Genomic DNA, 21,741 nt, shown 5'->3' with positions numbered 1-21,741 from the left:
TTTGGCAGTTATTTTGGCGGAGGTTCCGCGTGCCGCCGGCTCCAGGGCTCAGGACCTGGACTCGGCCCAGCGAATCAGCACGACTGCGATCACCACGGCCGGCCACGCCACGGCCCACACCGCCCCGGCCAACGCGACGCCCCGGGGATTGATCCGCGCCATCGTGCCGAACCACACGTCGGTACGCAGCAGCCACACCACCAGCGCGACCTGGCCGCACAGGCCCAGCGCGTAGACGACGGCCAGGATCAGGACGGCGGTCACCGCCGGGCCCCGCGAACTTCTCCACCCGGATGCCCGCCGCGCTCGCGAGACGCATGCAGTTGTAGGTCCCGCGCGACCTCGCCGTGGGGTAGGCGTGTGCAATGTCGGCGCCGGCCGCGACCATCAGCGCGTTCCTTCGCGGCCCGGCCCCCGGGCAGTACGTGGGGAGCACACCCGGGTGCACGACGTCCCGGGGGTGGCGGCGCACCCGATGCGGTCGCGTCGGGCAGTCGTCGCCGCACGAGTCCCAGTCCGCCGGGAACGGATCACCTTCCACGTCCCAGCCGAACCGTGCGCGGGCCTGCGTCACGAACGTGCGGGCGCAACGGTCCGCCCCGGTGGGACACTCCCCCTGTACGACCACCAACGTCGCCCCGGGATGGGCGTATCGCAGGCGCACGAGGCCGCGGATCACGACGTCGCATTCCTCGTAGTCGCGGCCTCCCATCACGATCACACGTACTGCGCCGAGGTCCCGGCCCGGCGTCACGACACCCTCGGGCAGTCCGGATCGCACGGCCACCCCGCCTCCTCCAGGTCGGCGCACACAACGCAATCGATGTCGTCGTCCGCGGCCCAGGACGTACCACTCAGGTCCTCGCCGCACAGGCCGAGGTCCGGATCGCAGCAGAACGCGTGGACGAGGTCGTCACCAACCGAGGTCGAATCGGGTCCGGCTTCCACGGCGTACACGAGCAGGCTCACGACGAACCTCCGTCCCGGACCGGACGGCGCGGCGCTGCGGACTCGCAAGGCAGAAGTTCTCCCTGGCCGGCCATCACCGGGACCGGGCGCAGCTCGTCCGCCGCAGGCTCGTCGCGCTGTTCGCTGCACACGTACTGCGTCGCCATGGCGTAGCGGCCCTCGGGCGTGCGTGGCCCGTCGGACCACTGTCGGGGCCGCTTGCCGAGCAAGGCGATGAGGATCAGGGGGCAGCCGTCGCCGTCTCGGCGCTCGCGTGGGGGAAGTTCGTGCACGCAGATCGCGCAGTTCGCATCGATCCAGGCGTAGCCCTCGTCGGAGTTCGAGAACGCCGGCTCGTCGACGGCCTGCGCCTCCAGGGCGTCGTAGTCGTCGGGCATCATACGGCGCCCGCGACGCCAGCCTCGATGGCGTCCTGGAGCAGGCGGATCGCCGCGACGCAGTCCTCGCGGGTGATCGAATCGTCCCCCACGTTGTGCGCGATGTGCTCGTAGATCTTCACGGCGTCGCAGGTATACGGGAGGTTCGTGTTCCAGTCGGTCTCGACCGCGAAACCGATACCCACGGTACGGAACTTCGGGAACGCGACGACCGCCTGCTCGGCAGTCAGCCGCACGCGGAACATCCAATAGTCCTCCCGAACGTGCGGGGTGAGCGCCATCGGACCGCAACGCACGGTCTCGTCGGGCTGGGCCTTCTTCTCCAACACCAGATGCTTGGTCACCGATGCTCTCCTTCGATCGGATCGAGGAGGGGCGGCGCGCGCCGCCCCTCCGGAACTCCTGCTCAGAACGGAGGTTCGTCCGCGTAGCCGCCCGGCGGGGGACCCCAACCCCCGCGCCGCCGCCCTGCTGCTGGCCGCCCCCTGCGGGGGTTGCCCACGGGTCGTCGGCGGGTGCGCCACCGCCCTGCTGGGGACGACCGCCGTAGCCGCCGCCCTGCTGACCGCCGCCGTAACCACCCTGGCCGCCGCCACCGCGGCTCGCCTTGGTGACCTTGGCGGTCGCCCACTTCAGGGTCGGGCCGATCTCGTCGACCTCGAGCTCCACGACGGTGCGCTTCTCGCCCTCTTTGGTCTCGTAGGACCGCTGCTTCAGCCGGCCCTGGACGATGACGCCCGTGCCGCGCTGGAGGGATTCCGCCACGTTCTCGGCCAACTGCTTCCAGGCCGAACAGCGGAGGAACAGCGCTTCGCCGTCCTTCCACTCGTTCGTCTGACGGTCGAACGTGCGCGGCGTGGACGCCACGGTGAAGCTCGCGACGGCCGCACCGGAGGGGGTAAAGCGCAATTCCACATCGGCGGTCAGATTTCCAACAATGGTGATGACGGTTTCGCCTGCCATGTCCTATGGCCTCCCTGTGATTTCGATGACCGGGCTAGAACCCGGAGTTGTGGTCAGGCTCGGCCACCCGACCGACACGAAGCCCACGGTGGATCCGCGCGTGAACGTCGTCGTCTCGCTCGCCCTGCGCCGGTCCCGTCCGGAGGGGGTCGCCGGCCCAACGACGGCCTTCACTTCGTTGCCGATCGCCGTGGTGGGGCGGGGGGTGCGCTCCCTGGGCGGTACGGTCCGGGGTGTGAGGCGGGACCGTGCGACCCTCGGGTGACCGGGGCCGCCGCCGTGTTAGGTGTCCAGCGTTTTCTCGTCCCAGCCGTAGCCGCAGTTCGTGCATCTCCGGCACAAGCGCTCGTTGGGGAAGTCGCCCACGAGGGTGCCGATGTTCTCGTGATCGCAGTCGCCGACGGTCCGGTAGGTCGTGGCTGTGTGCGTGTGGCCGCATTTGGGACATGGCGGGATGTCCGTGCTGTAGGGCGCGAGGCCGGTGTAGCCGTAGCGGAGTGGCGGCATTGGCGCCTCCTGGGTAATGTCTGTCCGGTTTCGTTCCGGTCTCGAAATGATCTATCTATGGAGGTTGTCGCAGGTCGGGCGTAGCGTCCCTGATCCGGCCCACCCCCTGGCCGGCGATGGGCCCGTGCTCCCGGACTCCCCTGGTCGAGCGCGGGCCCTCGGCGCGTCAGGGCACTGCGGGCGGCAGCGGGCAGGACGGGTGGCACGCGAACCTGGGGGTGTCGTCCGTGGTCCAGCCGCAGGAGCAGTCGGCACCGCAGTGGACGCAGGTGAGGCCGCCAGTCGCTTGCGGGGCCGGGGTGGCGGCTCGGGCGTAGGTCTCGCGGATGGAGTCGGCGATGTCCAGGAGAGCGTGCACGGCGGCGGCCTGGATGAATGCCTGGACCCGGGTGAACAAGGCGGTGGCTTGGTCGCTGGGGATGGGCCGGTCGGGAACTTCGTGGATCAGTCGTTGTGCAACGTCGAGGCTGTCGATGGCGTTCCGTCGGTCCTGGGTGGTCACTTCGGCTCCTGGTTGTCGAGGGCGTCCCACGCCTTCTGGGCGAGGCGTTTCGTCATCGCGTCGATCCCGGCGTACTCCTCGGCGGTCATCGGCATCGGAACGTTGATCGCGCCGAACAGGCCGATCGCGCCGCTGAACCGGGGGTCCGGACGCAGTTGGTCGAGCGGCCTGTCGGTGTCGAGTGCCGCCCGGATGCGGTCGGCGTAGTTGACGCCGATGTCGCGGGGGGTGTGCCAGGTCCGCATGTCGGCGACGAGGTCCCGCACGCGCTGCACGGCGGCGGCGAGTTGGTCGCGCTCGGCGTACAGGGCGTCGAGCGCGTCGTCGGTGATCGTGTCGGCGGTGTGCCGCCCGAGGAGGAGCCGGATCATGGGCATGTGCTCGGGTGTGATTGCGAAAGTCACGGACGCGGACCGCGTGTGGACCGGGCAATTCGCCATGTCGAGAGGGCAGATGCAGGTGGGCTCGTGGACGACGGGTGCGGCCTGGGTGTGAATGGGGCAGCACCCGATGGCGCAGGGGCAGGCGCGGGGTGACGGGTCGGTGGTGGGCTCGGTCATATCGGGTCGGCCTCCTCGGCCTGGCCGCGGGCGAGTGCCTCGGCGACGGTGAGCCCCATGACGGTGACGTGCGGCGCGATGCGTTTGGCGAGTTCGATGGCGGTGTCTTCGTCGTAGCGGTGGTCGATGTGGCAGCGGCCTCCGTCCGGGTGACCGGGGGCGCCGTCCGCGAGACAGTGGCCGCCGTTCAGCACGGACCAGGTCCCGCGTCGGTTGCGGGTGACCTCGACGGCGAACGCGTAGGCGTTGATGTCGCCTTCGGGCAGGAGCGACACCTCGTGGCGGGTGGTGCGGACGGTGGGCTCGGTCATCGCGTCGCCGCCTCCTTGATCGTGAAACGGATGATCAGCTCGTCGTCGCCGGGGAACATCGTGAGGGCGTCGTCGGGGATGGACGCGTCGGCGGTCAGGCCGTGCAGTTGGCGGTATTCGGTCTCGATGGACCGAAGGGCCTTGCTGATTTCGCTGAACGTCGCGCCCCAGGGTGGCCGGGCGTCGATGGCGTGCTCGACCGTGCGGACGGTGTACTCGCGGCGGGTCATGGTGGTCTCCGGTGGTGGGGCCGGGGCGCGTGGCCCCGGCCGGGTGGTTGGGTCAGGTGCCGCGGGTGGCGAGCTGGTGCTCCAGCTCGGCGACGCGGCCGCGCAGCTCGTCAATCTCGGCCCGTGCGGCGGCGAGTTCGGCTTCCGGGTCGACCTGCATGCGGATGCCGTGGTCGGCGAACGCGGCGACGACGTCGGGGTCGTCGAGGAACTGCTCGAGCGATTCGTCCTCGGTGTCCCAGTCGCCGTCCTGGAGCCTCTTGATCAGGTCGCCGAGGACTTTGCGTTTGGTGGGTCCGTCGACTCCGGTGTCGATGAGCGCGCGGGCGACGGGGTCGAAGATGTGGCCTGCTGAACTCCAGCCCATGAGGGCCTCCTTCGTGCTGGTGGGTACGGTCTGCGCAGGTCAGGCGGGTTCGATGTGGGTGAGGCTGATGCCGCCCGGGTAGCCCTCGACGGAGACGACGGGGGCGCCGTGCCCGAGGGTCCAGGCGGGCGTGCGGGTGCGGGTGGTCATGGGCTCGGCGTCGCGGCATCCGGGCCAGGCGTGGACGGGTGTGCCGACGGGGTGGAGCGCGTTCCACTGGCCGGCGGTGGTGGGTGTGGTCATCGGTGGCGTCTCCTGTCGGCTGCTGGTGGGTAGGGTCTGTGCGGGCCCGCCCCGAGTTCAGCGGGGCGGGCTGCGCAGGTCAGACGATGAACGTGGTGCCGTCGGCGCGGGTGACGGTCAGCGCGCAGTCGCAGGTGCCGACGTCGGGGTGCCGCCCGGGGCAGCAGACGCATTGGTATTCGTTCTGGCCGCAGTCGCAGCAGTGGGTCGGGACGATGTAGCCCCCCTCGCAGGAGCACCCTGGTGCTCCATCGCCGTCGCAGTGCTCGCAGATCTCGGGGTTGGTGCAGGTCTCGCAGGTCTCGGTCATCGGTGCTGTCTCCTGTCGTCGGCCGGGCCGTGGTTGGCCCGTGCGTGTGGCTGTGTGCCCGTCTGCGGGCTCAGCGGGCGCCGGGCGTCCTCCGCCGCCCGCTGGGTCCTGTCGTCGGCTCAGGAGTCCGCCGGCTCGATCAGCGGAACGTCGTCATTCGTGGCGATCTCCCACTCGTCGCCGAGTTCGAGATTGGTGTCGCGCCCCCAGCCGGAGCACTGCGCGCAGATGCTGGGCGTGTCCGGGTTGGACTCCCAGAAGGCAGCCTCGATCTCGGCCGGGTCGGTGAGGTCGGTCTCGAAGTCGATTGAGGTCGAGGCCCAAGTCGTGAGGTGGAGCGTGTACTTCGGCATGCAGTTCCTCCGGTCCGTGTGGTTTTCATGTCGGGCATGAGTCGTTGGACGGGTCGGGCGCGTCTGCGGGGCTCTCGGGGGCGCGTGGGCCATCGAGCCAGTGCGTCGACTCCACCCGGAGCACCCGCACCGCCGGTGAACCCGGGCGCGCACGCCACCGGGTAGCCCGAGCGTGGGCTTCCTCCCGGGTGGCATAGGGCGCCCCGTCCTTGACCCAGCCGTCCGCCGCTGCATACCGGCTCCACGGCTCGTGGGCCTGGACGACCCACTCGACGATCGGCGGGTACAGCGGCGGCTCGGCGGCCGGGAGCTTGTCGGTGACGCGCATCCAGCCCACGGCGCGCTTGAGCGCGTAGTTCTCGGCGACTGCCCACCGGGCCACGGCCACGGCGTCGCGGTGCTCGGCCCGCAGCTCGTGCCGGCCCCGCCAGGCGGACCGCCACGCCGACCGCAGCCGGGCAGCGTCGGCCCACGCCTCGTCCCGCTCGGCCTCCAGCCGCTCGGCCGCATGCTCGGCCGCCCGGGTCCGGTCCCGCGCCAGCCGCCAGTCGCCCCGCGTGGGCATCCCACGCCCGGGATCCGCGTCCGCCTCGTCTCGGCGTCCGATCTCCGCCGCCACGCGTCCGGCGAGGTCCGCCGTCAGGGCGCCCAGGCCGGGGCCGATCACGACGGCGGTGGTGCGCAGGCGCTCGATCTCGGCGTCCCGCTCGGCGAGTGCGGCCCGGAGTTGCCGGCCCTCGGCCCGCGCATCCACCTCGTCGGCCGCCCGCCGCTGCATGCAGGCCCGCGCGTCGAGGACCACCGCGTCCGCGCGGAGCAGAGCGCTGCTCGCCTCGTCCATGGCGTCGCGGGCCTCGGCGAGCCCCGCCCGCAGCCGCACGGCCCGCTCCCGGGCCGACCGCCACGCCAGCCCCCGCCACTCGGCTCGCTCCGTCGCCCGAGCCAGGTGCGGCCGGACGATCCCGACGACCCGATCGACCAGCCACTGCGGCGGGTGGTCGTCGCCGTCCCAGTCGATCCCGCACAGGCCGTCGCCGATCACGCCGGGTAGGTCGACGTCGAGGTCGTAGTCGTCGCGGTGGGCGATGCGCTGTGCGAGGGCGACGCGCCGTTCGGCGTCGGCGAGTGCGGCCAGCAGCGCGGACACGTGGGTCGCGAGGCGGGCTTTCGCTGCGAACCACTCGACGATCCCGTCCGGTTGGATCCGCGAGGTCACGACGGCCAGGTCGGCCCGGATCGCGTCGAGGTCGAGCGGCTCGGTGCTCGGCTGGTCGGTCATCGGCCCGCCGCCTTGGCCAGTTCGATCGCAGCCCGGGCCACTCCCAGAACGATCGCGTCGGGCACCTCGGCCGGGAACCACACACTCCACCCCGGGGCGTGGGCGGCGCCGCCGACCGCGACCGTGCACTCGCCGTCGTCGTCGAGCAGGCTCCACAGGGCCCGGCCGAAGCGCAGGTGGCCCTCGGAGTTCTCGGTCCAGCCGGCGTTCAGCAGGCCGTCGTACACGTCGATGCGGTCGGTCACTGGGTCGGCTCCTCGATGGCGGCGCGGATGCGGGCAACGAGGTCACGGGTCGCGACGTCACCGTCGCCGTAGCAGTCGGCTGCGGCCCAGCTCGCGTCGTACTCGGCGAGAACCCGGGCGAGAGCGGCGGCCTTCTGGTCCCGTTCGGCCGTGAGCCGGTCGACCAGGTCGAGGACGGTGGGCATGGCGCCGTCGAGCACGTCGATGGCGGCCACTGAGGCGTCGAGATCGGTCTTCGTGCGGCAGGGACCGTTGAGGGTGTCGATGGCGGCCCGGAGCGCGCCCGGGTCAATCGGCGCCGCAGTGGGTTCGGTCACGCCTCCCTCCCCAGGTAGGTGTACGCCAGCTCGAGGGCGAGCGCCGAAGCGGGCGTGCCGTAGAAGTCGCACTCGTCGATGCTGCGGGCCAACTGCTCCAGGACGTTCGCCATGGCGACCGCGACGAGCGGGTGCAGCGCGGCAATGTGCTCCGCATTCGCCGCCGAGGACATCGGCTCGTCGACGACGTACTCCGGCGGGTCGTAGTCGTGGCCGGGGTCGTGAACGAGACGGTCGCCGCCATCCATGGACAGCCAGGGTCCGCGGGTTGCTGCGGCAGCCCGGGTGCGCATGAGGTCGGCGGCCCGGCGGATGGTGTCGGCAGGAGGCTCGGGGTCGGGCATCGGCTGGGGCTCCGTCAGGTTGTCGGCCGGGCTGCGGCCGTGTGTGGTGAGTCGGGTCGGGACCCTCTGGGCGAGGGCATCCTGGAGGGCTTCGCCGACGAGAACGATCAGGGCCCGGCGGGCGTCCTCGGGCATGTCCGCCTCGAACGCGAAGTGGAGCCGCCCAAAGGGGTGTTTGCCGTCGCCGAGGAGGCTGAGCGTGTGGGTGGACGGCTGGAGTCCGTCGCCGCCCATGGCGACCGCCCACTCGGACAGGTCGGGGGCGCCCCGGACGAGGCGGCGGATCTCCTCGTCGGCGATCGAGTAGTCCTTCGTGCACAGGTGCGCCCAGGACAGGCCGGTGCTGGGGATGACGGTGTCGACGAGGTCCCAGGTGGTGCGGTCGCGGCGCCGGCGTGTGGCCTCGGCGAGGAGGTCCTCCTGGGTGTACGGCTGGTCGGTCACGGTGTGCTCCCGGTGGTGGGCGTGGGGGCGGTCAGCAGGTCGCCCTGCCCGCGCATGTCGGGCCTGGCGGGCGGGATCCATCCAGGCGGCGGGGGTGTCCACCCCTGGTCGACGACTGCGGAGACGGCGGCGACGGCGAGCCAGAACGGGTCGCCCTCGTGGTCGGGGTCGTCGGCGACACGTGCGATGGCGTCGGACACGACGTCGGTGAGGTTGAGTTCCGCCGGGGTGGGCGTGCGGAGGCGGCCGTCGGGTGTGCGGGCCATCAGGCATCCTCAGTGGCGTCGCCGAGGGGCCCGGTACGAACCACACCGTCGCGGTGGCACAGGATCCGCAAGCGGACCATGCCCCCCGCGTCGGGTACCTCGACGAGCGTGGGCTCGGCGTCGCCGACGACCACACCGACCGCCCGCAGGATCGCGTGCAGCCGCAAGGCGCTTTCGGGGCGGCCGGCGATGTCGACGACGGTCGCTCCCGGGTCGGCGACGAGGAGGGCCCGGTGGTCGTCGGCGGCGCTGGTGATCTCCGCCATGCGGACGGTCGCCACCAGGAGACGGTCCGCCCGGCCCGGTGACACGCAGGTGTGAACGACGTGGCCTCTGCGATCGACAAGACCGCGCCACCCAACAAGGCGATCGTGGAGCGCATCGCGAAAGTCGTGAACCACGGGCCGGCCGCCTTGTTTTGCCCACCGGATCAGGGGTTCGGCGTGCGCGTAGTCCCACGCGACGATCCGACGGCCGCCCAACTTGCGCGCGATCCGCTTCGCCGCAGTGGCCTCGTCAACGGCGCTCGCAGGAGCATTCGCCGCCCGGGCGCCATTCGGGCGCACAACCATCCGCAGCACCCAGGCCCTCGTGGCATCGACGGCCGTCACCGTCCACACCGGGCACCTCGGACCACCGTCACCGGCCCGCACCCGGGGTTCCTTGTGCACGTGGACCCAGACCGCCGACGGATCTGCCAACACCTTGCGGGCCCACGTCGTCTGGTCCGCGCGGGTATTGCGGGCCCGCTGCTGGGCGACGGCGATCCTGTCGGCGTCGAAACACGTCGAACACAGCAGTGGACTGCCGTACAGGCGGGCATTCGTGGGTCGTTCGTCGTGGGCGCCGCAGTGGCCGCAGGTGTACAGCGCCGGATCGGAGGCCAGGAGCCTCGCCACCCCGGTGCGGGTAGGCGTCGACTCTCGAACGTCGAACAAATCGAACGTCGCTCGCTTGCCCTTGAAGTCCTTCCCTGTGACCCTCGCAGCGACCCGACCGGAGGGGGTGCGCGGCAGGTCCAGTTCGGCGTGCTGGGTACGGGTGAGCAAATATCGGGGCACCGTCGACCACTTCTCGTAGTGCGGTACCGCCACCTCGGAGTCGACCGTTCCATGGGTCTCGGTCATGAATCCCTCCGAGTCCTGCCGTCGACCGACGCCTGCCCTGCTTCGCGCTTCGAGCCCATCGGCCTGATCGCCTCGTCGTCGAGGGTCAACAGCCCGGCCCGGAATCCCACCCCGACCGCAGCTGCACGCGTCTTCACCCCGAGCGCCTTGTACAGGTGTTTCAGGTAGCCCTTCACCGTCTCTTCGGTGATGAACAACTCCCTACCGATCTGACCGTTCGTCAGTCCGCGGGCGATCCCCCGCAACACTTGCAACTCCTGCGGACGCACCTCGGGACGCGAAGCACCCGCCAGCGAATCCACACGCCACCCACGACACTCGGGACACCAGTCCAGGCCCTCGTCCGGCTTGCCCGAACCCACCGCCGACGCGAACGCCCGCACCTCCTCGGCCGTGCGCGCGGACACCGGCGCCACCAACTCCGACGAACACCGAACGCCCGCGCTCTCACGCCCGTCACAGCGCAGCAACGGAGACATCACGACCGACATGCCGCACCCCCCGCCACCGTGCCAGCGATCGGCCCACCACACGTGCCGCACACCGGCCCGCACGGCACCGCCTCCGGGGCAGCCAAACGCGGCACCGACCGCAACCAACAGCGGTGCCTGACCACGGCCCTTCTGGCGCTGCTCCTGTATCGGGTAACGGCCAGGCAGTGTCGCGAACCCTTCTCGCAATGCGGCGCGCAGCGCTCGTCCTCGCAGAACGCTGCCCACCGGCCGTCATACCGCTCCACGACGTACATCACGGGCACTCGCTTCTCACGCGGCAGGGACCTCAACCAGCGGCGATGCACCGATTCCGCTCGTTTCGCACTGCCTTCACCCGAAACCACCACAACCACATGCCCACCCCATTCGCAGCCGAGGGAATCCGGGCGACACCGCTCATCCAGACACGTCACCACCCATCCACCGTCAGCTCGCGACGCCCTGAACACCCGCGTTCTCACAACCCGTCCCTCCGTTCGTGAGCCGCACCCGGGCCCGCTCGATCTGCTTCTGCACACACTTGAGACCGAGACCAAGGCCGCGGGAAACGACCACAGGCTCGACCCCCTCGCGCACTGCGGCCTCAATCACAGCGCGCTTCTCCGAATCCGACGCATCAACGAACTCCCCCACCAGCGCCCGCCTCAGAACCTCCGAGTCGATCAACTCGCCGCATGACGGCTCCGCTTCGACGTCCGGCGCGACGTCCCGGATCGTCCGCGTGTCCGCCAGGCCCAGCGCCCCCGGGTCACCCCGCTCGTCCCACGCCACCCACCCCAGCGCCGCACCCAGCGACCGATCCGGATTGACCATCGCGGCCAGGACCACGAGCAACGCCCAACGCTCGTCGTCGCTCAGCCCGGCCAGGAACTCCCCTATGTCGGACCGGCCGCCCTCGCCGTGCACCAACACAATCAGCCGCGCGGCCAACGGAATCAGCGACTCGACCGGGACCTTCGACATCACGCCGCCTCCCGCTCCGCCACCTGCACCCGCTCCGAATGCGCCGGCTGCCGCAACGACTCGTCCGGCGACCTCCGGCACGGAGTACCCGGCACCGCCGAGCAGGCCGGGCACACAACCCGCTGCACCGCCCACACCGCCACCCGCTCCGCGTGCGCCCCTGTGGGCACGACGCGACGATCCGAGTAGTGGCACGAGAACCCCTCGCGCGCGCCACACAACGGACACCGCACACTCCGCGCCGGATGCCGCAACCCCCCGACCACCGCCTCGACTTCCGGAGGCAACGCACGAAGCCCTGCCCCACCGGACACGAGTTGCAGCCGCGGACCCGACGCCCGCGCAATCTCCGGCACACTGCGCCCGGACGCCACCGCGGCGATCTGCGCCCGAAGCCGCTCGAGATACCCCTCAACGTCCTCGCCCGGCGCCGGCTCATACAACACCAACGACGCCAACCGCTCAGCATGCACCCGCCGAACCTCGGCGATGATCTCCGCCGGCGCCACAAACGGCTTCTCGCGAGCGCACACGGTCGCCGCAGCCTTGCACTCCTCGAAATCGAACGGCTCCAACACCTCGAACCACGCCTCGCCCGTCAACCGGTCGATGTGCTGCTGCGGACACAACGCCTGCACCCACCGCACCAAATCCACCGCCTCCACCTCGTCCATCACCCACCACCCCTTGCCCGTGCCCCCGCCTCCGCCGCCAAGCGCGCCGCACGACGCTCCTCCGCGTCCCGACGCGACTGCTCGTATTGGTCATCCGTCTGCGCCTGGCGGCTGTTGGAACGCCGGGAACCCATCTGGACTACGGAAGCCACCTGAAGGGCGTGCCACCGCGGGTAGAACCAGCGACTGGAGAACGGCTTGTCGCCGGCGGCGGCGAACGCCTCCACCGCCTCCGTGAACATCGCCCGCAGGCCCACGCGTTCGACATCCGCACGCAGCAGCTCGGAGTCGCCCTCCTTGAAACTCCAAGGGACGCCGATCCCGGCCTGCGCCATCGCACCAGCCAACGGGGCAAGCCAATCCGGAACACCCGCAACCGAAGGCGCAATCGGGTACCGCAGATCCAAAGCCGCATCGAGAACCGGCGCATCCACCCCGGGCGGCTCCGGATCCATCGGCGGCACCCCGTCGACGACACCCGCCGAAGCGACCGGCTCGCCGAACGACTCCCGCAGCTCCGCGATCAACCCCTCCACCTGGACGCGAATCGACAGGTGAGGAGCCTTCTTCGTCGGCTCCGTACTCAACTCGTCCAGCGGAATCCGCGCGACCTCATCCAACAGCGTCCGGCGCAGCACAGGCGACTCGATCTGCTGCGCCGAAGCCACCATCGACCCCATCACGCGCGGCATCTTGTACACCTTGTCGCCCACGACGAACGTCCGGATCATCACCTCCTCCGTCGCCCGGTCCAACACCACGAACCGGCGCTCGTGCAGCAACTCCAGATCCGCAAGCAGCTCCTGCTCCGACCCGTCCACCGAACAGGCCGCCCAACGCGCCAACGTCAACGGCAACACACCCGCGTGCGTCAGATTCGGCTGAGACGCCAGGAAGAAGTACATGCGCTGCGCCGAACCCGGCAACCGGCGGAAATCCGCATCGCGCCAGATGGTCGTGTAGAAGCGAGCGTGAGTACGTGCCATGGAGATGGTCCGTTCTGCCGTGCATGGAGATGGGGAACGGGTGCGCTCAGAGGGCGGAGTCCGTCTCCGCCACAACCCTTGTGTACACCAAGGTACGCTAGCGTACCGCAGCTAGCATGTGCGTATGCCTGCGAACACAAGCTCCGAAATCGGCGTCCGCGAACTGCGCACCACGCTGTCCGACGTTCTGAACGAGACGGCCATCCGCGGCCAGATCACCTACGTCACCAGCCGAGGCAGGCGAGTGGCCGCGATCGTTCCCGTGCCAGATGCCGAGGCAATCGAGGTCCAGAGAAACCGGGGGGACTCCTCCTCGGTGTAACCCCGGAGGGTTCAGATGTGGCTTGAAAACGAGCCAACCGCGATGTACCGCCTGTACGACGCGAAAGGTGCGCTCCTGTACGTCGGGATCGGTATCAACCCCTACGCGCGGCTGACCGTGCATGCGCGCCAAAAGCCGTGGTGGCCGCAGGTCGCGTCGGGCTCGGTGGTGTGGTTCGACAATCGCCCCTCCGCGCTCGCCGCAGAGCTGCGCGCCATACGCGTCGAGCGCTCTCGACACAACGTCATCGGCTCGCCCTGGGCGCCACGTCCGAGGACTCTCGACAGGGACGAACTCCTCGTCGGTCAACTTCGCAAGGTACTGCCCACGGCGCTGGAGGAAGTCCACGGCCATCTCCCGAAGTTCGTCGTCGACGCGAGCAGAGCCAGGAAGCGGGTGGCTGTCGTCGTGCCTGTGGAGTGGTACGAGCGCGCCAAGGCCGCCCTCGAGGCGCAGGGCTGATCCCCCACTCATCCGAGCGTCACCCTGGCGAGCATTTGGAGGTGGTTGGTGAACGCCTCGATGCAGCCTTCGCGGTTCTTCTCGGGGATCTCGTCGGCGAACGCGAAGTGGATGCGGATGAGGGGCCGCCCGTCCTTGGCCGTGTAGGCGAGGGTGCGTTCGTGGGGTTCGAGGTGGTCGGCGCCGGCGTCGATGGCCCAGCGGGACATGTCGGCCGCGTCGTGGAGGAGTTCGTCGATTCCGGTGCGGGCGAGGTCGAATTCCTCCTCGTCGAGTTCGTCCCATGTGGTGTCGGTGTCGCCGACCTTCTCGTCGGCCATTTGTTCGCCGATGCCGACGTAGTCGGGGTCCTGGGTGGCTTTGTGGTGTTGTCGCGCGGCTTCGCGGTAGAGGTCGTCGTCGGTGTAGTGCGTGGTCATGTCGTGTCCTGGGTGTTGTAGGCCGGGTTGGCTGCTGGGGTTACGCGAGGACTGCGGCTACGCGCTGGCCGATCCATTGGGCGACGTTGGCGGAGACGGCGTTGCCGGCCTGCATGGTTTGTTCGCCTTGGTTGCCGTGGACGATGTAGTCCGCGGGGAACCGTTGGGCGAGGAGTTGTTCGCGCGGCTGGACCATCCGGAAGTAGCAGTCTTCGAGTTGCGGGCCGCCTTGGACCAGGGCTGCGGAGTCCACGGTGCTGATGGTGTGAATTGGTTCCGCGGTGGTTTTGGGGAGGGCCTTGCGGTAGGGAATCACCAGGCCGTGGTTGCGTGGTGGGGTGCTGCGCCGGGGTTGGATGTTCGGTGGGGCGAACAGGGCCTCGAAGCCTTTCGGGTTGGCCATGCGGGTGCGCATGGGGTCCGCGGTCGAGGTCGGTGAGTCGTTCCATCCGCCGCCGCAGGGCACGAGGAGTCCTTCGTCGGTGGTCGAGTGCGCGGCGAGGCCCGCTCGGATGCGGGCGAGGGTGTTCTCCACCAGCGGCCGGCGCCGGTCGCCGATCCGGCGGCCGCGGTTGGTCCAGTCGATGATGTCGGCGGCGGGGCGGATGTACGGCTCGACGAAGGCGTGCCCGCACGCGGTGTTGGGGCATCGGTAGTCGTACTGCTGCTTGTACTTGCCGATGGTGCGGCCGTTGCGCCAGGACTGTACGGCGGGGATGTCCTGGTCGCATTGCTTGCAGCGGGCGAGTGGGGTGGGGCGCAGGTCGGGTAGTGGGATCCCGGCGCGGGTGAAGACGATGTAGATCCTGTCGCGCCATTGTGGGGCGTGCAGGTTGCCAGGGCCTCCGATGTGGGCGGAGGAGACGGAGGTGATCTGTGAGTTGTAGCCGAGGAGTTCCATCCCATTGCGCCACCAGCCGAAGAGTTCCCAGTCGGTGGCGAACTCGACGACGTTCTCGCACAGGACGGCGTCGTAGCGGTGGACTTCGGTGGCGCGGATGATGTCATAGGCGGTGGCGCGGGTGCGTTCCCATGCGGCGTCGGCGACGGGTCCGTGTTTGAGAAGGGCGAGTTGGCCGCGGGTCGGTGGGCGTTTCTTGCCTCCGGCGGGGGTGGATTCGGTGCAGATCGGCGAGCCCCACAGGACGCGGGTCGTGGGGAGTCGGCGCATGTCGTAGTTGTTGATGTCGGCGCAGACGTGCTCGGCGTTCGGGTGGTTGGCGGCATGGGTTTCGATCGCCTTGGCCCAGTGGTTCGCGGCGAGTTTGAGTTCCATGCCAGCGGCGACCAGGCCGGTGCTGCTGCCGCCGGCGCCGCAGAAGATGTCGGTGAACGTGAGGCTCATTGTGTGGGTCTCTCGGCCGGTGCTGTCGGTCAGTTCGGGAGTTCGGTGCTGATTTCCGTCGGCGTTGCGGTGCCTTCGGCGATCCGCTTGATGCCGTTGGCGAGGTGCCAGGTGTCGCCGGGGAGGTAGTCCTCGAGGGCGTTCGCAAGGCGTGCGATGGCGTCGAATCGGGCATTGGGGTCGACGTCTTACCCGGTCGGTCTCCCTACGGCGGTTTCTTCGCCGTCCCACAGGTCCGCGACGCGGCGGAGGATGTAGGCGCCTTCGCCCTTGCTGAGGCCGGTGGCTCCGGCTTCGAGGGACACGGATCCGGGTCCGCTGGTGCCGGGTCGGATGATGACGAAGCCGAGGGCTTCGGTTCCGTCGACGGCGACGAGCCTCACGTTTTCGAGGTTCCGGTCGTTGTCGTTCACCGATGGGGTTGTCCTGTCCGGAAGTTGGTTCGACGTCAGCTGTACGTGACGGAGAACGCTGCGGCAGCGTTGCGGCCGTCTTGGTCGAGGGCTTCGCGGAGGGTCCGGTCGACGTCGTCGTGGTGGTCGACCTGGACGGCGAGTCCGAGGGCGGCGATGGAGCCGACCCAGTAGCCGTCGATGCGCTGGACGGTGACGACGTACTCGTCGGGTTCGGGCTGGGGGGCCGGGGGTTCGTCGTCGAAGGGGTCCCAGCAGAGGTCGAGGTCTCGTTTGGTGGTGGCCCACGTGTTGGTGGGGCAGGGCCAGGGGTGGCCGCATTCGTGGCAGTAGCCGGAGGTCGTGCCGTGTTCGGTGACGTGTTTGCCGTGGCCGTTGCCGATGCGGCCGAGCCGCATGAGGACTTCGTCGCGTTCGTCTCGGAGTCGGATGACGACTTCGCGTTGGTGTTCGTTGAAGCGGCGTTGCCGGTCATGGCGGCTGGAGGGGCGGACTTCGATGCCGGTGCCGGGGTCCTGGTCGGGGGCGATGAAGTCGGCTTGGCGGGTGCCGTCGGGCCAGGGGTCGTGCCAGTCGAGGCGTCCGCCGAAGCTCAGGGCCCAGGCGGTGGCGCGGGCCTGGACGGTGGGTTCGTCGGGTCCGTAGCCGAGGTGGAGGTATCGGCCGTCGTCGTGGTCGAAGACGGCTTCCCATTCGCCGCGGTGTGGGGTGCGGAGGTCGTGGGCGAGGGCGTGGAGTTCGTCTGCCTCGCGGTGGTGGCCGGCGGCGGCGAGGGCGTCGGAGATGGTCTCGAGGGTGTCGGCGATGGCTGAGCGTTCGTCGTGTTGGTTCATTGGGCGTCTTTCGGGAGGACGGCGCGCATGAGGGATGCGGCGAGGCCGAGGGTGGCGAGGACTGCGCGTGGAAAGCGGTCGTCGTCGGGGTGGCTTGCTTCGGCGCGCAGGAGGGCAAGGGCGTGGTCCGCCTGGCGGTTGGCGGTGGCTACGACGTAGCGGGCGGCGAACACGCTGGCGGGGTTGGCGGTTTCGATGTCGCGGACGAGGGAGCCGATTGCCCACATCTCGCCGGGGGCGAGGGGGTGAAGGCGTTCGAGTACGTGGACGGCGACGACGGCGAAGGCGGCTGGGGCGCCGAACAGGGCCGCGTCTCCGTGTTCCTCGGCCAGGGTCTGGAGGGTGGCGAGGGCGCGGTCCGTGTCCTGGTTGTAGGCGTGTTCGAGGGCGGTCATGACCAGGGTGGCGGCGTCGGTCATCGGGTTTCCCGGGGTGGTGTGGGCGGTGGCGGGGTTACCTGGGCATGGGCATGGCGTCTTCGTGGTCGTGGATGATGCGGGACATGCTGCGGCCCTCTCGGACGGCGTTCCATGTGCGGATGAGGTAGGCCATGGCGCGGGGTTCGGGGATGCGGAAGCCGCCGGCGACGTCTTTCATGGCGCGGGTGCGGAGGGTGAGGATGGGGTGGTGGATGGGGAGGCTGGCGCCGTCGCCGAGGCGTGCGAAGAACTCGGGGGCTTCCTCGGGCGAGATGGTCGAGAACAGGTGGTGGGCGAGGCCGACGGGTGCGGGCGGCAGGTAGCGGAAGCTACGGCCGACGCGAGCGCTGATTTCGGCGGAGCGGCGGAGTTCAGGTTTGCGCTGGAGGAGTTCGGTGCATTCGGCGACGGTGGGTTTGCCGGCGCCGTGGAACTTGTAGTTGCCGCCTTCCCACATCCACACGCGTTTGACGATGGCCGCGAGGGAGTGCGTGCTCGATTCGCCGCGCAGGGTGAGGACATCGGCCATGGAGCGGCGCTTGCCGGTGTCCATGGTTTCCTGCACCTTCAAGGGAAGGCCGGTGACGATGAGCATCGGCACGCTCACGCCGGAGAGGGAAACGGCGGCGAAGCGGTGTTGTCCGTCGAGGCAGGTGCCGTCGTAGGCGAACTTGGCGGCTTCGCCGTTGAGAGGCCAGTTGTCCGTGAGCATGTCGCGCATGTAGTCGGCGACGGTGCGGTCGCTGAGGTTGCGGTTGTGCGTGTTCTGCCTGTCGAGGATGGCTTTGGCGACCTTGGGGGTCACGAGCATCACTTCGGCGCGGAACGTGGTGGAGATGGTTGCCTGTACCGTGAGTTCCGGTGGCGTGACGGTCGTCATCGTGTCGGCCCTTTCGGGGTCGTGGCGGCGCGGTTCGGGCGTCGCCGGTCGTGGGGCTCGTCGCGGTTGCGGCGGGCCCTTCGTTGTGTCTGGGTCAGGCTGCGGTGCGTCGGCGGGCGGCGCGGCGTTTGAGGGCGCGGCGTTCGTTCTCGGTGAGGCCGCCCCAGATGCCGGCTTCGCTGGGTCGGGCGAGTGCCCAGTCGCCGCAGGGGCCTTGGACGGGGCATTGGGCGCAGACGGCTTTGGCGCGGGCGATCTGGGCCAGGTGGTGGGTGGTGGTTTCGCCGTCCGGGAAGAAGAGTTCGGGGTGGGTGTCGCTGTTGCGGCAGTGCGCGAGGTGGCGCCAGTCGGTCACGGGTCGGGGGCTTTCTTGCGTTCGTCTTCGGTGAGGCCGCCCCAGACGCCTTGTTCGTCGTGTGCGAGGGCGTGGGCGAGGCATGGGTTGCGGACCGGGCAGGTTCGGCAGATCGCTATGGCCTCGTTGATGTTTGCCGTGTAGTCGCTGCGGCCGGGCCACAGCGAGTTGGGGCGGTCGGGGCCGCCGTACCAGAGGTCGGGATGCTTGTGACCTCGGCAGGCCGCGTGCTCGCGCCAGGCCGTGTCGGGTCGGGCGGGTTGCGGTGCGACGGGCCGGGGTGGTGAGGGCGGTGGGAGTGGTTCCCTCGCGTCGGCGCGGTCGCCCATGTTGAGGTTGCCGTGTGGACGCAGGTACGTGTCGGGGTTCCGTCGCAGGGCTACCTGCCATGTGAGCACGGTGCGTCGGAGAACGTTGAGTTCTCGGGCTGCGTCGTTGGGGTCGGGGAAGTCGGCGAGGACTTCGCGTATGCGGAGGTTGCGCTGTCGGAGGACTTCGGCGAGGCCGGCTTCGCGCTTTCGGCGGGCTGCCTTGTTGCGGCACGGCTTGCATTCCGATCGACGGTTCTGGGTCGAGCTGCGGCTGTTCTGGAGGCTGAAGTTGTCCAGGGACTTGTACTCGTCGCAACCGCGGCACCGCTTGCCGTCGGGGCGTTGTGTGGGGATGCCGTGTGGTCTGGTCAGACTCGTTGTGCTCACGGAGCAGCCGCCTGGGGCCAGGTGACCTTGTCGAGCATGGCGCGTTGTGCGGCGGGCAGTTCGACGACGGGGTGGCCGAGGTGGTCCAGGCCCATGGCGCGGAGCCACCAGGCGTCGACTTCGTTGTCGTCGCGCAGGTCGAGGCCGGTGCGCTTGTACAGGGCCATGCGCATGTCGGACTTGTTGGCGTTGCCGGTGCCGGTGGCGTACTTCTTGAGGCCGGCCGCGGTGACGAGGGCGTAGGGGACGGCGGCCCCGAGGAGGGCTTGGCGCACGACGCCCTGGGCCATGCCCGTGATGCCGGCGCCTTTGGCGTGGGTGGGGAGGTCTTCGACGACGGCGAGGTGGGCGCGGCGGTCGTCGCCGTTCTCGTCGTGCCGGAGCATGTCGGGGTGGTAGCGGGCGGCGAGGTCGACCCAGCGGCTGATCTTGTCGAGTCGGACGTCGCCGATGGTGGCCGTGTCGGCGGTGGTGCTGGTGGTGCCGTCGTGCCAGGCGATGCCGGTTGCGGTCATGGACGGGTCGATGCCGATGACGCGCGGTGTGGTCGTCACGATGCCGCCTCCGTGCGCGGGGTGGCGTCGAGGAGAAACGTGTCGCGGCGCAGGAGGTTTTGGGGGATGGACAGGCCGGCTGCCGTGTACTCCTCGTGGACCAGCCGGTCGAATTCGGCTCTGTGGGCTGCGACGAGGCGTTCGACGGCGCGTTCGCCGCATGTCGCGCGGCTGGGTTCGGCGTCCGATGTTGCGGGGGTTCCTTGTGTGGAGAAGGCGACTGCGAGGGAGTTGGTCTCGGCCGAGCGCACGGCGAGTCGCCGTTGGAGGTGGGCGATGCGGTTGCGCCAGTCCCGCGAGCCCGGGTGCTCCTGCGCGCGGCTCTGCTCGATCTGCGCGTGGATGTCGGTCTTGAGTTCCTTGAGGGCGGCGCGCCATCGTTCGAGGAGGCCGGGGGTGCGCAGTGCCGCGGCCGTCGATTTGGAGGTGCGGCCGAGAGCGTCGTCGCGGACGAGCGTGACGAACGCGGGCGGGTCGAGGTCGCGCAGGCGTGCGTATTCGCGGGCGAGTTCGGTCTCGGTGGGGGTGAGTTCGTCGCTGCCCTGGGAGGTCAGGTGGTACCACTCGCAGGAGCAGTCGCCGTAGGGGCGGAGCATGATGCCCAGCGAGAGGAACTTGCGGATCGCGAAGGACTGCGCCGCTTCGAGGGTTGCGAAGCGGGCCTTGTCGGGCGTGGGGCATTCGTTCACTGCTCGGCGCTCCTTTCGCGGGCGGCTTGGCGGGTGATGGCCTCGGCGGCTTCGACGGGGCCGGGCGCGGGCGCCGGGGCGGGGCGCCGGCCGGTGAGGAGGACGAGGGCGGCGAGGGTGACGAGGGCGCCGGCGAACATGCCGATCCCGAGGCCGGCGAGGAACAGGGGGAGGTCGGTGTTCATGCCGCTGCCCGTCCGGTGCCGGTCCAGAGGTGGACGAGGGATTTCGCGACGGAGGGCCTGCGGCCGGCGACGGCGCCGGCCTCGAGGATGATGCCGTCGCGGCGCAGGGCGCCGGCGAGGACGCCCCACATGTTGGGGTGGTGGGGTTCGCCGACGTGGGCGTCGTGGGCGACGTCGTAGATGGTGAACGTCCCGCCGCGTTGGGCGCGTTCGACGACGGCGGCGTAGGCGGTGTTCCACCAGGCGGTTTGTTCGTCGGGGTCGGTGGCGCGTTCGGGCAGGGGCATGCCGTCGATGGGCAGTTGCGTCACGGCGTGTCCTCTCGGTCCGGGGCCCCGGGGATGCGCGCGACGGTCGGCCATATCGGGGCGGGGTGTTGTTCGTCGACGATTTCGGCGTCGATGGGTTCGTCCTCGTCGTCGCCGTCGTCCTGGTTGGCTTCCGCGTTGATGGCCGCGGCGCGGGCGATGAGGATGTCTTTGGTTTCCCGGTCGAGGTGTCCTTTGTCGCGGGCCTCGTACCAGAGGTCGGTGACGTCGTCCGTGGTGAGTAGGGCTGCGGCCTTCGCGCGGTAGTCGGGGCGTTCGGCGGCTTCGATGGCGACGCGTTCCAGGGAGGCGGGGTCGAGGGCCGCCGTTGCGGAGAGGGGACCGTTGAGGGCGTGCCGCAGTTTTGGCAGTTGCGGAATCACCATGACGACGGGGAACTTCTTCGGTTTTCCCTCGCGGACGACCTGGCGCTGTTCGATGGTGAGTCGGATAGGGACGATGCCGCGCCCGCCGGTGCCCTCCAGTACGGCGTCGACCTGGCCGGCCAAGCCGGCTGCGGCATAGAAGCTGTGGGTTTCGGCGCGCCAGATACCGAAGTCGGGCATGTCGGGGAGGAAGACGCGCAGTCGGGTGGTGGGCTTGCACGCCTCTCCGAACGGCGCGGTGTTGTGAAAGTCGATGCCGAAACGCGCGAGACAGATACAGGGTTGGCCGGAGCGCAGTTCGGTGATGCCGTCGCAGCGGAGTTTGATACCGCCGCCGTCCCACAGTTCGTTGTGCGCGCTCAGGGGGTCTCCGGGCGGCAACAGAGCGTCCAGGGAATCGGTTTCGGTAGTGACGCGCCATTGCCTGATGGAGGAGTTCTGGGGTTGCCAGGGTTCGACGTCGCCGCCCCACAGCTTGGCGGCGGCTTCGACGTATCCGCGGTTGTGGGAGGACAGGATCCAGGTGCCGGACCGCACGGGGCGGCGGCGATCGCTACCGGGGCGCAGGGGGGTGCTCGTGCCGGTGCGGAGGCGACCGAGTTCGGCTTGCTGCGCCTGGATTGTCTTGATGCGTTGGCTCAT

Annotated in this window: 39 protein-coding genes and 1 pseudogene; 3 read left to right on the top strand and 37 right to left on the bottom strand. The window is 69.7% G+C overall.

Annotation, left to right across the window (positions count from 1 at the left end):
- Nucleotides 1-48 precede the first annotated feature (48 nt).
- The 5 genes and pseudogenes from B4N89_RS51690 to B4N89_RS27520 all read right to left on the bottom strand — a co-directional run bounded on the left by B4N89_RS51690 (nt 49) and on the right by B4N89_RS27520 (nt 2,309).
- Nucleotides 49-264: a hypothetical protein gene (locus B4N89_RS51690; RefSeq protein ID WP_235618816.1), complete on the bottom strand. Its 216-nt coding sequence runs from the start codon at nt 262-264 to the stop codon at nt 49-51.
- 486 nt (nt 265-750) lie between these two features.
- Nucleotides 751-969, bottom strand: a complete 219-nt coding sequence (locus tag B4N89_RS27535) for a hypothetical protein (protein ID WP_078978470.1) — start codon at nt 967-969, stop codon at nt 751-753.
- Nucleotides 966-1,349 carry a hypothetical protein gene (locus B4N89_RS27530; protein ID WP_078978469.1) on the bottom strand — a complete coding sequence of 128 codons (384 nt, stop codon included), beginning with the start codon at nt 1,347-1,349 and terminating at the stop codon, nt 966-968. The genes B4N89_RS27535 and B4N89_RS27530 overlap by 4 nt, the downstream gene beginning before the upstream one ends.
- The gene (locus B4N89_RS27525) at nt 1,346-1,690 is read right to left on the bottom strand and encodes a hypothetical protein (protein WP_078978468.1); all 345 of its coding nucleotides are present in this window, start codon (nt 1,688-1,690) and stop codon (nt 1,346-1,348) included. Before B4N89_RS27525 ends, B4N89_RS27530 begins: the two co-directional genes overlap by 4 nt.
- A gap of 62 nt (nt 1,691-1,752) precedes the next feature.
- Nucleotides 1,753-2,309: pseudogene (locus B4N89_RS27520) on the bottom strand (single-stranded DNA-binding protein).
- On the opposite strand from B4N89_RS27520, the gene B4N89_RS50820 reads away from it, so the two are divergent.
- Nucleotides 2,203-2,574 carry a hypothetical protein gene (locus tag B4N89_RS50820; RefSeq protein ID WP_201261032.1) on the top strand — a complete coding sequence of 124 codons (372 nt, stop codon included), beginning with the start codon at nt 2,203-2,205 and terminating at the stop codon, nt 2,572-2,574. The pseudogene B4N89_RS27520 and the gene B4N89_RS50820 overlap by 107 nt on opposite strands.
- A 17-nt stretch (nt 2,575-2,591) precedes the next feature.
- On the opposite strand, the gene B4N89_RS27510 is transcribed toward B4N89_RS50820, so the two are convergent.
- The 19 genes from B4N89_RS27510 to B4N89_RS27420 all read right to left on the bottom strand — a co-directional run bounded on the left by B4N89_RS27510 (nt 2,592) and on the right by B4N89_RS27420 (nt 12,831).
- On the bottom strand, nt 2,592-2,816 hold the full coding sequence (locus tag B4N89_RS27510) for a hypothetical protein (protein ID WP_078978466.1): 225 nt from the start codon (nt 2,814-2,816) through the stop codon (nt 2,592-2,594).
- A gap of 166 nt (nt 2,817-2,982) precedes the next feature.
- Nucleotides 2,983-3,318, bottom strand: coding sequence for a hypothetical protein (locus tag B4N89_RS27505; protein ID WP_078978465.1), 336 nt, complete (start codon nt 3,316-3,318; stop codon nt 2,983-2,985).
- Nucleotides 3,315-3,689 carry a hypothetical protein gene (locus tag B4N89_RS27500; RefSeq protein ID WP_078978464.1) on the bottom strand — a complete coding sequence of 125 codons (375 nt, stop codon included), beginning with the start codon at nt 3,687-3,689 and terminating at the stop codon, nt 3,315-3,317. The genes B4N89_RS27505 and B4N89_RS27500 overlap by 4 nt, the downstream gene beginning before the upstream one ends.
- 185 nt (nt 3,690-3,874) lie before the next feature.
- A complete protein-coding gene (locus tag B4N89_RS27495) occupies nt 3,875-4,189 on the bottom strand; it encodes a hypothetical protein (RefSeq protein ID WP_078978463.1) in 315 nt (104 codons plus the stop codon).
- Complete coding sequence (locus B4N89_RS49125) at nt 4,186-4,419, bottom strand: hypothetical protein (RefSeq protein WP_078978462.1); 234 nt, start codon at nt 4,417-4,419, stop codon at nt 4,186-4,188. Before B4N89_RS49125 ends, B4N89_RS27495 begins: the two co-directional genes overlap by 4 nt.
- Nucleotides 4,420-4,471: 52 nt before the next feature.
- Nucleotides 4,472-4,786 (bottom strand): hypothetical protein, encoded by a 315-nt coding sequence (locus tag B4N89_RS49120; protein ID WP_078978461.1) that lies wholly within the window; start codon nt 4,784-4,786, stop codon nt 4,472-4,474.
- Nucleotides 4,787-4,825: 39 nt separating this feature from the next.
- Nucleotides 4,826-5,029, bottom strand: coding sequence for a hypothetical protein (locus B4N89_RS27480; protein ID WP_078978460.1), 204 nt, complete (start codon nt 5,027-5,029; stop codon nt 4,826-4,828).
- Between the two features lie 79 nt (nt 5,030-5,108).
- Nucleotides 5,109-5,339, bottom strand: coding sequence for a hypothetical protein (locus B4N89_RS27475; RefSeq protein WP_078978459.1), 231 nt, complete (start codon nt 5,337-5,339; stop codon nt 5,109-5,111).
- A 119-nt stretch (nt 5,340-5,458) separates the two neighbouring features.
- A complete protein-coding gene (locus B4N89_RS27470) occupies nt 5,459-5,692 on the bottom strand; it encodes a hypothetical protein (protein WP_078978458.1) in 234 nt (77 codons plus the stop codon).
- A 25-nt stretch (nt 5,693-5,717) separates the two neighbouring features.
- Nucleotides 5,718-6,971, bottom strand: a complete 1,254-nt coding sequence (locus B4N89_RS27465; RefSeq protein WP_078978457.1) for a hypothetical protein — start codon at nt 6,969-6,971, stop codon at nt 5,718-5,720.
- On the bottom strand, nt 6,968-7,216 hold the full coding sequence (locus B4N89_RS27460) for a hypothetical protein (RefSeq protein ID WP_078978456.1): 249 nt from the start codon (nt 7,214-7,216) through the stop codon (nt 6,968-6,970). Before B4N89_RS27460 ends, B4N89_RS27465 begins: the two co-directional genes overlap by 4 nt.
- Entirely contained in the window at nt 7,213-7,533 is a 321-nt protein-coding gene (locus B4N89_RS27455) for a hypothetical protein (RefSeq protein WP_078978455.1), read from the bottom strand. Before B4N89_RS27455 ends, B4N89_RS27460 begins: the two co-directional genes overlap by 4 nt.
- The gene (locus B4N89_RS27450) at nt 7,530-8,321 is read right to left on the bottom strand and encodes a hypothetical protein (RefSeq protein ID WP_078978454.1); all 792 of its coding nucleotides are present in this window, start codon (nt 8,319-8,321) and stop codon (nt 7,530-7,532) included. The genes B4N89_RS27455 and B4N89_RS27450 overlap by 4 nt, the downstream gene beginning before the upstream one ends.
- A complete protein-coding gene (locus B4N89_RS27445; RefSeq protein WP_078978453.1) occupies nt 8,318-8,587 on the bottom strand; it encodes a hypothetical protein in 270 nt (89 codons plus the stop codon). The genes B4N89_RS27450 and B4N89_RS27445 overlap by 4 nt, the downstream gene beginning before the upstream one ends.
- Complete coding sequence (locus B4N89_RS27440) at nt 8,587-9,714, bottom strand: hypothetical protein (protein WP_078978452.1); 1,128 nt, start codon at nt 9,712-9,714, stop codon at nt 8,587-8,589. Before B4N89_RS27440 ends, B4N89_RS27445 begins: the two co-directional genes overlap by 1 nt.
- Complete coding sequence (locus B4N89_RS27435; RefSeq protein ID WP_235618815.1) at nt 9,711-10,433, bottom strand: helix-turn-helix transcriptional regulator; 723 nt, start codon at nt 10,431-10,433, stop codon at nt 9,711-9,713. The genes B4N89_RS27440 and B4N89_RS27435 overlap by 4 nt, the downstream gene beginning before the upstream one ends.
- A 201-nt stretch (nt 10,434-10,634) precedes the next feature.
- Nucleotides 10,635-11,174, bottom strand: coding sequence for a hypothetical protein (locus B4N89_RS27430; protein WP_078978451.1), 540 nt, complete (start codon nt 11,172-11,174; stop codon nt 10,635-10,637).
- Complete coding sequence (locus B4N89_RS27425) at nt 11,171-11,845, bottom strand: zinc finger domain-containing protein (protein WP_422652282.1); 675 nt, start codon at nt 11,843-11,845, stop codon at nt 11,171-11,173. Before B4N89_RS27425 ends, B4N89_RS27430 begins: the two co-directional genes overlap by 4 nt.
- On the bottom strand, nt 11,845-12,831 hold the full coding sequence (locus B4N89_RS27420; RefSeq protein WP_143658107.1) for a hypothetical protein: 987 nt from the start codon (nt 12,829-12,831) through the stop codon (nt 11,845-11,847). Before B4N89_RS27420 ends, B4N89_RS27425 begins: the two co-directional genes overlap by 1 nt.
- A gap of 124 nt (nt 12,832-12,955) precedes the next feature.
- Here B4N89_RS27420 and B4N89_RS27415 point away from each other — a divergent pair, with 124 nt between their 5' ends.
- Together B4N89_RS27415 and B4N89_RS27410 are read left to right on the top strand one after the other, a co-directional pair.
- On the top strand, nt 12,956-13,153 hold the full coding sequence (locus B4N89_RS27415) for a type II toxin-antitoxin system Phd/YefM family antitoxin (RefSeq protein ID WP_078978448.1): 198 nt from the start codon (nt 12,956-12,958) through the stop codon (nt 13,151-13,153).
- Nucleotides 13,154-13,195: 42 nt separating this feature from the next.
- A complete protein-coding gene (locus tag B4N89_RS27410) occupies nt 13,196-13,615 on the top strand; it encodes a hypothetical protein (RefSeq protein WP_078978447.1) in 420 nt (139 codons plus the stop codon).
- Between the two features lie 8 nt (nt 13,616-13,623).
- On the opposite strand, the gene B4N89_RS27405 is transcribed toward B4N89_RS27410, so the two are convergent.
- The 13 genes from B4N89_RS27405 to B4N89_RS27345 form a co-directional block, all read right to left on the bottom strand.
- Nucleotides 13,624-14,034 carry a hypothetical protein gene (locus tag B4N89_RS27405; protein WP_078978446.1) on the bottom strand — a complete coding sequence of 137 codons (411 nt, stop codon included), beginning with the start codon at nt 14,032-14,034 and terminating at the stop codon, nt 13,624-13,626.
- A gap of 40 nt (nt 14,035-14,074) precedes the next feature.
- Nucleotides 14,075-15,379 carry a DNA cytosine methyltransferase gene (locus tag B4N89_RS27400; RefSeq protein ID WP_078978445.1) on the bottom strand — a complete coding sequence of 435 codons (1,305 nt, stop codon included), beginning with the start codon at nt 15,377-15,379 and terminating at the stop codon, nt 14,075-14,077.
- 188 nt (nt 15,380-15,567) lie between these two features.
- Complete coding sequence (locus B4N89_RS27395; protein WP_078979677.1) at nt 15,568-15,762, bottom strand: hypothetical protein; 195 nt, start codon at nt 15,760-15,762, stop codon at nt 15,568-15,570.
- Between the two features lie 65 nt (nt 15,763-15,827).
- The gene (locus tag B4N89_RS49970; protein ID WP_078978444.1) at nt 15,828-16,625 is read right to left on the bottom strand and encodes a hypothetical protein; all 798 of its coding nucleotides are present in this window, start codon (nt 16,623-16,625) and stop codon (nt 15,828-15,830) included.
- Complete coding sequence (locus tag B4N89_RS27385) at nt 16,622-17,044, bottom strand: hypothetical protein (RefSeq protein ID WP_078978443.1); 423 nt, start codon at nt 17,042-17,044, stop codon at nt 16,622-16,624. Before B4N89_RS27385 ends, B4N89_RS49970 begins: the two co-directional genes overlap by 4 nt.
- Nucleotides 17,045-17,078: 34 nt before the next feature.
- Nucleotides 17,079-17,924 carry a hypothetical protein gene (locus tag B4N89_RS27380; protein ID WP_078978442.1) on the bottom strand — a complete coding sequence of 282 codons (846 nt, stop codon included), beginning with the start codon at nt 17,922-17,924 and terminating at the stop codon, nt 17,079-17,081.
- Between the two features lie 94 nt (nt 17,925-18,018).
- The gene (locus B4N89_RS27375; RefSeq protein WP_235618814.1) at nt 18,019-18,279 is read right to left on the bottom strand and encodes a WhiB family transcriptional regulator; all 261 of its coding nucleotides are present in this window, start codon (nt 18,277-18,279) and stop codon (nt 18,019-18,021) included.
- Nucleotides 18,276-18,977, bottom strand: coding sequence for a WhiB family transcriptional regulator (locus B4N89_RS53090; protein ID WP_321170717.1), 702 nt, complete (start codon nt 18,975-18,977; stop codon nt 18,276-18,278). The genes B4N89_RS27375 and B4N89_RS53090 overlap by 4 nt, the downstream gene beginning before the upstream one ends.
- Complete coding sequence (locus B4N89_RS27365; protein WP_235618813.1) at nt 18,974-19,531, bottom strand: Holliday junction endonuclease; 558 nt, start codon at nt 19,529-19,531, stop codon at nt 18,974-18,976. The genes B4N89_RS53090 and B4N89_RS27365 overlap by 4 nt, the downstream gene beginning before the upstream one ends.
- A complete protein-coding gene (locus B4N89_RS27360) occupies nt 19,528-20,220 on the bottom strand; it encodes a hypothetical protein (RefSeq protein ID WP_078978440.1) in 693 nt (230 codons plus the stop codon). Before B4N89_RS27360 ends, B4N89_RS27365 begins: the two co-directional genes overlap by 4 nt.
- The gene (locus B4N89_RS27355) at nt 20,217-20,405 is read right to left on the bottom strand and encodes a hypothetical protein (protein WP_078978439.1); all 189 of its coding nucleotides are present in this window, start codon (nt 20,403-20,405) and stop codon (nt 20,217-20,219) included. Before B4N89_RS27355 ends, B4N89_RS27360 begins: the two co-directional genes overlap by 4 nt.
- A complete protein-coding gene (locus B4N89_RS27350; RefSeq protein WP_078978438.1) occupies nt 20,402-20,716 on the bottom strand; it encodes a hypothetical protein in 315 nt (104 codons plus the stop codon). The genes B4N89_RS27355 and B4N89_RS27350 overlap by 4 nt, the downstream gene beginning before the upstream one ends.
- Nucleotides 20,713-21,741, bottom strand: a complete 1,029-nt coding sequence (locus B4N89_RS27345; RefSeq protein ID WP_078978437.1) for a hypothetical protein — start codon at nt 21,739-21,741, stop codon at nt 20,713-20,715. The genes B4N89_RS27350 and B4N89_RS27345 overlap by 4 nt, the downstream gene beginning before the upstream one ends.

Source organism: Embleya scabrispora (genome assembly GCF_002024165.1).
GTDB classification, from domain to species: domain Bacteria; phylum Actinomycetota; class Actinomycetes; order Streptomycetales; family Streptomycetaceae; genus Embleya; species Embleya scabrispora_A.
The sequence above is the reverse complement of the archived record's forward strand: the minus strand, read 5'-3'. Positions and strand labels throughout refer to the sequence as shown.

Bases quoted from the DNA above. Each gene is read 5' to 3' on its own strand.
- B4N89_RS27530 (WP_078978469.1), bottom strand. From the start codon at position 1,349: ATGATGCCCGACGACTACGACGCCCTGGAGGCGCAGGCCGTCGACGAG.
- B4N89_RS27510 (WP_078978466.1), bottom strand. From the start codon at position 2,816: ATGCCGCCACTCCGCTACGGCTACACCGGCCTCGCGCCCTACAGCACG.
- B4N89_RS27500 (WP_078978464.1), bottom strand. From the start codon at position 3,689: ATGATCCGGCTCCTCCTCGGGCGGCACACCGCCGACACGATCACCGAC.
- B4N89_RS27495 (WP_078978463.1), bottom strand. From the start codon at position 4,189: ATGACCGAGCCCACCGTCCGCACCACCCGCCACGAGGTGTCGCTCCTG.
- B4N89_RS49125 (WP_078978462.1), bottom strand. From the start codon at position 4,419: ATGACCCGCCGCGAGTACACCGTCCGCACGGTCGAGCACGCCATCGAC.
- B4N89_RS49120 (WP_078978461.1), bottom strand. From the start codon at position 4,786: ATGGGCTGGAGTTCAGCAGGCCACATCTTCGACCCCGTCGCCCGCGCG.
- B4N89_RS27480 (WP_078978460.1), bottom strand. From the start codon at position 5,029: ATGACCACACCCACCACCGCCGGCCAGTGGAACGCGCTCCACCCCGTC.
- B4N89_RS27475 (WP_078978459.1), bottom strand. From the start codon at position 5,339: ATGACCGAGACCTGCGAGACCTGCACCAACCCCGAGATCTGCGAGCAC.
- B4N89_RS27470 (WP_078978458.1), bottom strand. From the start codon at position 5,692: ATGCCGAAGTACACGCTCCACCTCACGACTTGGGCCTCGACCTCAATC.
- B4N89_RS27465 (WP_078978457.1), bottom strand. From the start codon at position 6,971: ATGACCGACCAGCCGAGCACCGAGCCGCTCGACCTCGACGCGATCCGG.
- B4N89_RS27445 (WP_078978453.1), bottom strand. From the start codon at position 8,587: ATGGCCCGCACACCCGACGGCCGCCTCCGCACGCCCACCCCGGCGGAA.
- B4N89_RS27440 (WP_078978452.1), bottom strand. From the start codon at position 9,714: ATGACCGAGACCCATGGAACGGTCGACTCCGAGGTGGCGGTACCGCAC.
- B4N89_RS27425 (WP_422652282.1), bottom strand. From the start codon at position 11,845: ATGGACGAGGTGGAGGCGGTGGATTTGGTGCGGTGGGTGCAGGCGTTG.
- B4N89_RS27420 (WP_143658107.1), bottom strand. From the start codon at position 12,831: ATGGCACGTACTCACGCTCGCTTCTACACGACCATCTGGCGCGATGCG.
- B4N89_RS27415 (WP_078978448.1), top strand. From the start codon at position 12,956: ATGCCTGCGAACACAAGCTCCGAAATCGGCGTCCGCGAACTGCGCACC.
- B4N89_RS27410 (WP_078978447.1), top strand. From the start codon at position 13,196: ATGTACCGCCTGTACGACGCGAAAGGTGCGCTCCTGTACGTCGGGATC.
- B4N89_RS27405 (WP_078978446.1), bottom strand. From the start codon at position 14,034: ATGACCACGCACTACACCGACGACGACCTCTACCGCGAAGCCGCGCGA.
- B4N89_RS27400 (WP_078978445.1), bottom strand. From the start codon at position 15,379: ATGAGCCTCACGTTCACCGACATCTTCTGCGGCGCCGGCGGCAGCAGC.
- B4N89_RS49970 (WP_078978444.1), bottom strand. From the start codon at position 16,625: ATGAACCAACACGACGAACGCTCAGCCATCGCCGACACCCTCGAGACC.
- B4N89_RS27385 (WP_078978443.1), bottom strand. From the start codon at position 17,044: ATGACCGACGCCGCCACCCTGGTCATGACCGCCCTCGAACACGCCTAC.
- B4N89_RS27380 (WP_078978442.1), bottom strand. From the start codon at position 17,924: ATGACGACCGTCACGCCACCGGAACTCACGGTACAGGCAACCATCTCC.
- B4N89_RS27355 (WP_078978439.1), bottom strand. From the start codon at position 20,405: ATGAACACCGACCTCCCCCTGTTCCTCGCCGGCCTCGGGATCGGCATG.
- B4N89_RS27345 (WP_078978437.1), bottom strand. From the start codon at position 21,741: ATGAGCCAACGCATCAAGACAATCCAGGCGCAGCAAGCCGAACTCGGT.